General features: G+C 66.9%; 7 protein-coding genes. 4 read left to right on the top strand and 3 right to left on the bottom strand.

Going from position 1 to position 9,546, the window contains the following annotated elements; genetic code table 11:
- Positions 1 to 80 precede the first annotated feature (80 nt).
- Together AC4H2H_RS17760 and AC4H2H_RS17755 are read left to right on the top strand one after the other, a co-directional pair.
- Entirely contained in the window at positions 81 to 485 is a 405-nt protein-coding gene (locus AC4H2H_RS17760) for a (deoxy)nucleoside triphosphate pyrophosphohydrolase (RefSeq protein WP_494372150.1), read from the top strand.
- Positions 482 to 3,466, top strand: a complete 2,985-nt coding sequence (locus tag AC4H2H_RS17755) for a DEAD/DEAH box helicase (protein WP_494372149.1) — start codon at positions 482 to 484, stop codon at positions 3,464 to 3,466. Before AC4H2H_RS17760 ends, AC4H2H_RS17755 begins: the two co-directional genes overlap by 4 nt.
- A 146-nt stretch (positions 3,467 to 3,612) precedes the next feature.
- Here AC4H2H_RS17755 and AC4H2H_RS17750 read toward each other — a convergent pair whose 3' ends face one another.
- On the bottom strand, positions 3,613 to 6,027 hold the full coding sequence (locus AC4H2H_RS17750; protein ID WP_494372148.1) for a GmrSD restriction endonuclease domain-containing protein: 2,415 nt from the start codon (positions 6,025 to 6,027) through the stop codon (positions 3,613 to 3,615).
- 222 nt (positions 6,028 to 6,249) lie between these two features.
- Here AC4H2H_RS17750 and AC4H2H_RS17745 point away from each other — a divergent pair, with 222 nt between their 5' ends.
- Positions 6,250 to 6,927 carry a DUF8548 family protein gene (locus tag AC4H2H_RS17745; protein WP_494372147.1) on the top strand — a complete coding sequence of 226 codons (678 nt, stop codon included), beginning with the start codon at positions 6,250 to 6,252 and terminating at the stop codon, positions 6,925 to 6,927.
- Positions 6,924 to 8,588, top strand: coding sequence for an SIR2 family protein (locus tag AC4H2H_RS17740; RefSeq protein WP_494372146.1), 1,665 nt, complete (start codon positions 6,924 to 6,926; stop codon positions 8,586 to 8,588). The genes AC4H2H_RS17745 and AC4H2H_RS17740 overlap by 4 nt, the downstream gene beginning before the upstream one ends.
- Before the next feature lie 88 nt (positions 8,589 to 8,676).
- Here AC4H2H_RS17740 and AC4H2H_RS17735 read toward each other — a convergent pair whose 3' ends face one another.
- Both AC4H2H_RS17735 and AC4H2H_RS17730 read right to left on the bottom strand, forming a co-directional pair.
- On the bottom strand, positions 8,677 to 9,237 hold the full coding sequence (locus tag AC4H2H_RS17735) for a hypothetical protein (RefSeq protein ID WP_494372145.1): 561 nt from the start codon (positions 9,235 to 9,237) through the stop codon (positions 8,677 to 8,679).
- 54 nt (positions 9,238 to 9,291) lie between these two features.
- Positions 9,292 to 9,543, bottom strand: a complete 252-nt coding sequence (locus tag AC4H2H_RS17730; RefSeq protein ID WP_494372144.1) for a helix-turn-helix domain-containing protein — start codon at positions 9,541 to 9,543, stop codon at positions 9,292 to 9,294.
- Positions 9,544 to 9,546 lie beyond the last annotated feature (3 nt).

The raw sequence follows: 9,546 nt of genomic DNA, 5'->3' as shown, positions 1-9,546 counted from the left end.
AGTGACTCGACCCCCAAGTATGCGAAGTTCCGTCCGCCAGTCGATTGGGCAGTGTCGGCCGTTCATGGAAAGCTCCGCATGTGAGTTCAGAGAAGCGCATCGACGTTGTCGGAGCAGTGATCATCGATCAGGGACGGATCTTGTGCGCGCAGCGTGGGCCGCGAGGAAGCCTCCCTGGGATGTGGGAGTTTCCGGGTGGCAAGATCGAGACAGGCGAGTCACCGCGCGAAGCACTCACGCGAGAGATCGTCGAGGAACTCGGTTGCGTCGTCCGCGTTGGTGATCACGTCGAGACCACCCATCACGAGTACGACTTCGGGGTCGTGACGCTCACGACGTTCTACTGCGAGCTCGTCGCTGGCACGCCGGCCCTCTCCGAGCATGCGGCGGTCCAGTGGCTCTCGCCGGCGGAGCTCGGCACGCTGGAGTGGGCGCCGGCGGACGTGTCGGCTGTCGAGACGATTCAGAGAGACCTGACGTCTTGACCGCCGACTTCTTGTGGAGCGAGCAGTTCAAGCTCGACGTCGATTACGGCTTCCTCAGCACCGACACTCACGGTGCTCCACGAAGCCATAATCCACGCATTGTGCTGAACGATGACGGCAGTACCGTGCTGCGCGCGATCCGCACTGAGATCCGAAGGTGCACGTCGTTCACCTTTTCCGTAGCCTTCGTGTCGCCTGGAGCGATCGCGCTCCTCAAACAGGATCTCGTCGAGTTTGAGGGCGTGGGCCGCATTGTCACGTCCGACTACCTGGGCTTCAATTCCCCCGAAGCCTTCGCCGAGCTGTGCAACCTGCAAAGCCTCGGAATCGACGTCCGGTTGCACAACGCCGACGGGTTTCACCCGAAGGGCTACGTCTTCGAGCACAACAACGCCGTGACGGCGATGATGGGTAGCTCGAACCTCACGCCGAGCGCACTGCTGAAGAACCACGAGTGGAACCTCAAGGTCTCCGCCGCGCCCGACAGCGATCTCGCCTCCCAATTGAGCTTACTCACCGAGCGTCAAATCGTAGACTCGGTGCCGATCACGACAGCGTGGATTGAGCAGTATGCCCTGACCTACGTGCGGCCAAGCGCGCGCCCACCGCGGACGCCGCGTGACCTCTCGACGCTGCCGCCGATAACCACGATGCCCGTCGAGCCGCCGCTAAATGCGCCGGCTCCGACTCATGCGCCGGCGGTCCCTGCAGCTGGAGCCGGCATCGAGCCGAACCGGATGCAGAAGGACGCTCTGGACTCACTCGCCCTCGTCCGGGAGTCCGGCGAGAAGCGCGCGATCGTCATCTCTGCGACCGGCACCGGGAAAACCATCCTGTCGGCCCTCGACGTCCGCGCGGTCAACCCCCGACGCCTGCTCTTTGCCGTTCACCGGGAGCAAATCCTCGACCGGACGATCCAGGAGTATCGCAAGGTCCTCGGCGGCGATCGGCGCGACTACGGGAAGCTGACCGGCTCATCAAAGGCCTTCGGCGCGCGCTACCTGTTCGCCACGATCCAGACGCTCTCGCAACCGGACGTGCTCGCGCGGTTCGCGCCCGACGTGTTCGACTACGTCATCATCGACGAGGCACATCGCGCCGGGGCGTCGACGCACCAGCGCGTGCTCGCACACTTTGACCCGGTCTTCCTGCTCGGCATGACCGCGACACCCGAACGCACTGACGGGTTCAACGTCTATCAGGTCTTCGACTACAACGTTCCGTACGAAATTCGGCTCAATCACGCGCTCGAAGAGAACATGCTCGCTCCGTTCCATTACTACGGGATCACGGACGTCACGTTCGACAACGACACCACGGTCGACGCGCAGAGCGATCTCAACCTGCTCATCTCCGCCGATCGGATCTCCCACCTCATCTGGGCGATCGAGACCTACGGACAAGCCAGGATCGCACCACGAGGACTCATCTTCTGTAGCCGAAAGGACGAGGCGAGACGGCTTTCGGACGCGCTCAACCGCACGAGTCTTCACGGTCAAGCGCTGCGCACCGCGGCGCTCACCGGCGAGGATTCGATCGCGCACCGCGAGAGGACCGTCGAAAAACTCGAACGCGGCGAACTCGACTACATCCTGACCGTCGACGTTTTCAACGAAGGCGTTGACATCCCCTCGATCAACCAGGTCATCATGCTCCGACAGACACAGTCGGCCATCGTGTTCGTTCAGCAGCTAGGCAGGGGCCTCAGGAAGTGCGACGGGAAGGAGTATCTCGTCGTTATAGACTTCATCGGGAACTACGCGAACAACTTCCTAATCCCCATCGCATTGTTCGGCGACAACTCGCTCAACAAGGAGTCCTTGCGTCAGAATCTCATCGCAGCGGAGGAGGCCGGGGCGCTACCTGGTCTGTCGAGCGTCCAGTTCGACAAGATCGCTCAAGAACGGGTGCTTGCTTCGATCCGCGACACCAAGCTCGACGATATGTCGCGCCTGAAGGCCGCTCTCGTCGCGATGCGCAACCGGGTGGGCGGCGTGCCGAAGCTGTGGGACTTCTTCCGCTTCGAGTCGGTCGACCCCGTGTTGCTCGCAACAAAACGAGAGCACTACCCAGCGCTCGTCGAGACGACACTCAAGGAGGAATCCGGGCTAACTGAAGGGGCGAGCCGTGCTCTCCAGCTGTTGTCTCACGAAGTCCTTCCCGCGAAGCGTGCGCACGAGTTCGTACTGCTCAGAGCGCTGCTCGACGACGTGCGCGTGCCGTTGTCGCAAGTCCAGTCGCTTCTTCGCGACCAAAGCCTGCCCGCCAGCAGGTCCCACGTAAAGAGCGCGATCGACACGCTCACGCTCGACGGCTTCGCCGAAGCTGACGTGAAGCGCTACGGGAGTGGGGTCGTTAAGCGCGAGGGCGATTTCGCCGTTGCGCTCGAGCCCGAGGTCGCAGCAGCATACCGGTCGAACCCGGCCTTCTCAGCAGCAGTCGACGACCTCGTGGAAACGGGTCTTTCACTTGTCACAACGAACTACGATCCCTCGGCAGCATTCACACCAGGGCGTCAGTACTCCCGCAAGGAGGTTCTGCGCCTGCTCTGTTGGCCGCGCAAGTGGGTTTCGACGGTCTACGGCTACAGGGTCGACCACTCGAACGGCCCAACCCCTGCCTGCCCGATCTTCGTCACGTTACACAAATCCGCCGAAATATCCGCTAGTACCGCCTACGAGGACACGCTACTCGACCCGTCTTCTATGCTTTGGTACACGCGGAGCCGCCGAACCCTGTCGAGCGCCGAGGTCAATGCGATCGTCTCGAACGACGTAAGTCTCTACGTCTTCGTCAAGAAGGACGATGCAGAGGGTACCGACTTCTATTTCCTCGGCAGGGCGACGGCTCATGACGCGGAAGAGACAACGATGCTCGGCTCGACGGGGTCGAGCCTCTCCGTGGTACGCATGGTGCTGCGATTCAATTCTCCGATCGAGACCGCTCTCTACGACTATTTCCACCCCACTGTTACCAGGTAACTTACTCCCGACGTCTGCGCCGGACGATCGGGGCGTCCGAAGCGTCATCGGTCAGGCTCGGCAGGAAGACCTACTCCGGCTCGCGGGCGACGCTGACCTGTCGTGGGCGCACATCGATCTGTCGCCCGACACACCGCCACCGGTGATCAGTCCTCCCGTCGTGTGAGCTCGTCCCGGAGGACGCTCAACGGAACACGATCGGCGTCTCGATCGACGCGCCAGTACGACCATCCGTTGATGGCGTGCCCGGCGATGGCGGAGCCCGCCGCCGACGGACTCTCGTACCGCTCGTCACCGAGGCGGATGGACCCATCGGCGCCGACGCTGGCGATCGAGGATCCTCCTCGCGCGTAGAGCCTGGCACCAGGGGCGATCAGCTCCGCCTCGAGGAGATCGGCGATGGCGACCCGCCTGCCGCCACGACGCTGTCGCACGTCACGCGGAGCCGCGGCGTCCGGCAGGGCGCCCTCGCGGATTTCCTCCTCGACGATCTCGACGTCGTCCGTACTCGCTTCGTCGTCGTACCAGCCCAGGAGCGACGCGAGCTCTTCGGCGCTGATGCGCTGTGACGGGTCGGCACGGCCGGCCACGTCGAAGCGAACCCCCTCGGCCTCCAGGAGCGCTCGGGGAGAGACGGTCGTGTCCCCGGGCGACCACCGGAAGCCCGGCGACACGGTCCCCCCTGCCTGGAGCACCCGGTACGCGTACGGTTCTTCGCCGGCCGAGAGACGTGTGCCGAGCGGCACAGGCGCGGTGCCGGCGAGAGCGGCGACATCACCGTAGGAGGTCCATCTGCCCGCTGGGACCTCCGCGAGGATCTCGCTGAGGCGTCGCCAGATGGCGGCCGCTCGTTCTCGACCGTCCGTCACCTCGACAGTGTCTTCGTCGGGTCCGGGCCAGAGCTCGATGATCCGTTCCGCGAGCGTGTCGGCTCGTCGACGGATGCTGGAGAGATCCCAGGACGGCAGGGAAGCGAGAGCCCTGTTCATCGCGAGACCACTGTCGCTCAGGAGCATCCTCTTGCGCTCCCACGGGTGATTGCTGAGCTCTGAGTTGTACGCGGTCAGCGTCAGGTTCCCCAGCGTGTGCAGAGTTGCCTCGATCTCCGGGTCGACGCCGGAGCCGGTGATGCCCAGCGCCGCCCTCCATTCGACGGTCAACGACTGGGGCAGGATGTGCTCGATCGTCAGGCCCTTCGGGTCCACCATCTCCTTACCGGCGAAGGACTCCTCGATCCAAAGCAGGACGAGGTTCTTCTGCGCCTTCCGCCCCTGCCAGTAGAAGGGCACCGAGTGGACCGCCTCCCGCACCTGCGCGTCCGTGCCCCAGTGCTTGCGACCGGTCGAGAGGGACGACCTCAGCGCGGCGACGACGTCTGCACCCTTCGCGACGTCGGACACGGCACCGAGCAGGGCGCGGTTGAGGTTCGCGGTGGCTCTTCCGATGACGACGCGCCTCACCAGGTAGCTCTCCAGGAGGAGGAGCGCGTTCGCGACGTCCGTGCTGCTAGCCGATCCCTCCGCTCGTCGCGCGAGGAGCTGGAGGACTACCGGGTAGACCGTCGTGGTCCCCCACGCACGCAGTCGATCCAGACGCCTCCGGACGTCGTGATCCGCCTCTCGCGTCGGCTCGAGCGCGATCGCGAGCAAGGAGCCGAGACCTGCGATGCGACGGACTTCCGCCTCGATCTCGGCCTCGCTCGTGAGCCGGTCGAGACGTGTCTGCTGGCCGACGTAGGTGTCGCTCTGTTTCGCGCCCTCGTCCCGCTGGACGAGGTCGAGCCAGAACAAGAGCTCGAGCCTGTCAGGCGACAGCGTGTCTTGCAGAGGTAGCCAGACGGAGTCGTAGACCGCTTCTGCGCGCGACGGTAGTCGCATGAAGAGATAGTTCCGCAGAAGGTCACCCTGGGTGAGCCGAAGACCCGTGTTGTTGAGCGACTCGAAGATGCGGTGCGCGTTGTCGCCCGGCTGGGCCGTTACGACCACGAGCGCCAACCCGCGGAGCACTGCCTCCTCGATCCGATCGAGGTCGAGGGGGTCTTCGGGATCGCCGACCGTCGTCAGGCGCGAGCGGAAGAACCGGTACGCGACTCCGACGTTGTCCTCGCCCCCCGCGGCCGGCATGCCTCGGATCGCCGCGAGATAGGCGGCTCGGTCCTGCTGGGTCGGCAGGAGCTTGGTGGGTTGGCCGGTCTCGTAGCGGTTCACCAAGTACTGGTCGTCGATCCGCGCACGGTGGTCGTCTCCCTCGACCGCGACCCGGTGGTCGCGGAGTGCCGCGAGAAGGATCGTCAGGGTCGTGAGCCGTTGCTGCCCGTCCACCACGAGATAGCGCTGCACCCCCACGGGCCCCGCGTCCGGGCTCGACGCGAGGACCAGGGACCCGACGAAGTGCGTCGCCGCGCGGTTCGTCGCCCGATCCGAGGCGAGCTGGATGATGTCGCGCCAGAGCTGGTCGAGCTGCCGCTGGCCCCAGGAATAGACGCGCTGGTAGAGCGGAACCTGGTACTGCCTCTTGCCCTCGAGCACGCCCTCGAGATCGGTCTCCTTGGCGCTGACCACGTATCGCTCCGTTCGTGCCGACTCCGCCCTGTACGGGCGCCGCTGCTCTCACGTGCACCGTACCGACCTCTCGAAGGACGTAGGCGCCTCGCGGCGCCCAGCGCACGGCGTCACGCTCCCATGGCCGGAACTTCACCCGCTGCGTACGCCGCGCGCCCTGGGCGCACCCCGTTCTCCGCCCTAGGGTCGCCAGGGAGTCGACGTCCCATGAAGGCGATCGCTGTGCCACTGCCCTCCACCCTCGTCGCCGCGGCCGAGGAGCTCGGCATCCAGCCTCGACAGCGACGCTGGACCAGCGTCACGTACTGCGTCCTCGATGCGGTGTGGTCGATCGGCATCAGCTACAACAGGCATGTCGTGCCGGCCGTACGCAGTGTTGCCACCGCAGCCGGCGACTACAACCCGGTCGTCGCGACGGACTCCGTGCCGTCGCAGGACCCTCTTCCGCTGAGCGGGTTCCGTGCGACGTACCGGGTCCCCGACCAGCTGGTCGCCGTGACGTCGTCGCACCGGACGTCGTCGCGCAGCGGCATCCTCAAGGCCGAGGCGGCGCTGCGCAACGCGGACGTGCTGACCGGCTTCGGGATCGACACGCTGACCGACGCGTCGAAGGCCCTCGCGGAAACGGACCTCGTGGACGAGATCAGCGCGGAGCTGCGCCTGATCCCCGGCGACGGTGTGCGCACGGGGTACTTCTGGATGCTCGTGGGCGACGACGACACCGTGAAGCCGGACCGCATGGTCCTGCGCTTCCTCGACCGTCACGGTGCGCCGACCGACGTCCTCGGCGCCAAGACGATCCTCCGCGAGCTCGGCGAGCACCTCTCGACCCCCGAACGACCGGTCACGCCGTGGATGGTCGATCACGCGATCTGGCGTGCAGAGAGCTCGCGCCGATGACGCCGGGCCACGTCTTCGTCGTCAACGGGCGCCTGGAGAGGCTCGGATGGGACGCGGTCGTCATCCCCACGGACGCCTCCTTCAGCGTCCGCAGCCAGTGGCGTCGGGCGGCCGGGATCTCCGAGAGCGACGACTGGCGCGCACTGCGACCCGACGGATGGGCCCGGAGAGCAGCCGGGGTTGCTGCACGGAGGACTCTGCGCCGCGCTGACGTCTGGTTCGTCGACGTCGTCGCGCACTCCCCGCACGACGCTGCACGCGCTGCGCGGCGCGCGGTGGAGAGCGTGGCGCGCCAGGTACCTGAGCGGCTGCGCGCGAACGCGCACGAGGCCGGACGCGATCTTCCCCTGGTCGCCGTGCCCGTCCTGGGAACCGGTGGCGGCGGGCACGGTGCGTCGCGCAGCGCCCTCCTGCACTCCCTCGTTGCTGAGCTCGGCGCCGCCGCCGAGGACGAGTCGGTCGACGTCGCGATCGTCGCCGTCTCCCGGTCGGACTACTCGGCGTTGCAACAGGTCCGTCGAGATGCCGGCGTCGCCCCTGCGCTTCCTCGCGACCTGGCCCAAAGGGCGCGACAGCTCGCGGCGCCGGCCGCACGCGGCGAGCTCGCGCTCTTCCTCGGCGCCGGGGTGAGCATGGGTGCCGGCCTGCCCTCGTGGGGCGGGCTCTTGAAGAGCCTGACCGCCATCCCCGAGATTCAGGCGACCCTCGGCGGCATCGACCCCGGCGGACTCTCCTCGTTGGAACAGGCCGAGCTGCTCCAGGTCGTCCTCGACGAGCACCACGATCCGCGCGCCCTCGGTCGCCACGTCGCCCGGATCATCGAGGCGGCGGACGCTCGTCCCTCGCTCGCCCATGCGCTCCTCGCCGGTCTGCGCATCCGCGAGGCGGTGACCACGAACTACGACCGCCTCTACGAGGACGCGGTCCGCGCGGCGGTTCCCACACCGGACAGCGGTGACCCGCACGACGTCCTGTCCGTCCTGCCGTGGGGTCGCGTCCAGGGCGACCGCCCGTGGCTGCTCAAGATGCACGGCGACGTGCACTACCCGGAGACCATCGTGCTGTCGCGGAGCTCGTTCGTCGGTTACGACTCTCGTTGGAAGCCCGTCGGCTCGATCCTCCAGTCCCTCATGATGACGCGACACCTCCTCGTCGTCGGCGCGTCCATGACGGACGAGAACGTCCTGCGCTTCGCCTACGAGGTCGCCGGCCTGCGCGAGGAGCTCGCACCGAAGGTGCCGACCCACCGTCAGGCGGGGGTTCTCGGGACGGTGCTCTCCCTCGAGCGCGCACCGGCGTTCGAGCGGTTGTGGCAGGGGCGCTTCAGCGTCGTCCCGACGGCCCCCGACGAAGACCGACGCCCGCTCGCCGACAAGGCGAGCGAAGAGGAGAAGGGCGCGCGCCGTCGTCGGGCGGCCCGCTCGCTCGCGCTGTTCCTCGACACGCTCGCCCTGCACGCCGAAGGGGAGGCGGAGCACCTCCTCGACGGCCGTTACGCGCCTGCGCGTGGCGGCGACCAGGCCATGCTGATCGAGCGGCTGCGCAGTGCGGCTGCGGACGCGCGACGGCTCGCGGCCCAGGACCCCGCGTGGCACGCCGTGTCGGACTCGCTAGCACGATTCGGCGCGTTCGAAGGCCTTGCCGAGCACGGGCGCAGATGACGCATCTCGCCCACCGAGGTCGTGTCGTCTCCCCACCGCTGGTCGATGCGCATCCCCGTCGAAGCGCATCCCCGTCGAAATAGGGCATTCACCACCTGATCGCCGACAGGGCCGTGCCGTGACGCTTCTCGGCCCAGGCCGCCCATCGCGACCGGATCTGCTCCGGCTCGATAGAGGACCCACGAAGCCACCGGTGCCGGATCATGTCCTCGAGCGCGGCACCGGCGACCCCAGGATCAGCATCGATGGCGTAGGAGACGAAGACCCCGAAGCTCTGCACATCGAGCTGACCGACCGACGCCTCGACCTGCGCGCGCAGCGCCCGGTCCTCCGTGACGAGGACGTCGCACCGGCCGAGAAGTGCGTGCGTGACGACGTGCCGATCCTTGTCGTTCACCAGGACCGGCACGTCGACATCGATTCCTCGAGGCTTCGTCACCGCAGCCTCGGGGAAGGCATCCGTGAGGCACGACAGCAGGTGCGTGACCTGGGACTGCGTCATGCGCTCCGGTAGGTGCCTGGCCATCTCTTCCAGCACCCCGCCGCTCCACCGCACGTCGTAGAGCCCTGCCTCGGCGAGAGTCAGCAGCACATCTCGTTCCCGGGCAGGGATCAACACGTTCGCGTCGAGGAAGGCGCGGAACAGCACGCGGACGACCCTACTGGTGCTCGACGTCGCGTCCCGTGCGCGCCACGCGTCGACTCAGAAGTCGTCGTCGTACAGGCCGGCGTCGTGCGAGACCACCGCGAGGCCGTCCAGCGCCTCGCGGCGACGTGCCCGCATCTTTTCCGCGTAGGCCATGACGTCCGTGACCCGGAGACGCCGATGAGTCCCGCGGAACTCTGCCGGGAGTATCTCCCGGTCGACGAGGGTGCACAGGTACGTCCGGGAGATGCCCAGGAGATCGGCCGCCTGGGACGTCGTCAGGAGCTCGGGGGCGGAGGTGAGCACCACTGG

It is taken from the genome of Cellulosimicrobium sp. BMG9.22 (assembly GCF_059159975.1).
This window is presented reverse-complemented; position numbering and strand designations above follow the sequence as displayed.

What these genes read in the sequence shown, in the direction of transcription:
- AC4H2H_RS17740 (WP_494372146.1), top strand. Translation starts at nt 6,924, where the DNA reads ATGACGCCGGGCCACGTCTTCGTCGTCAACGGGCGCCTGGAGAGGCTC.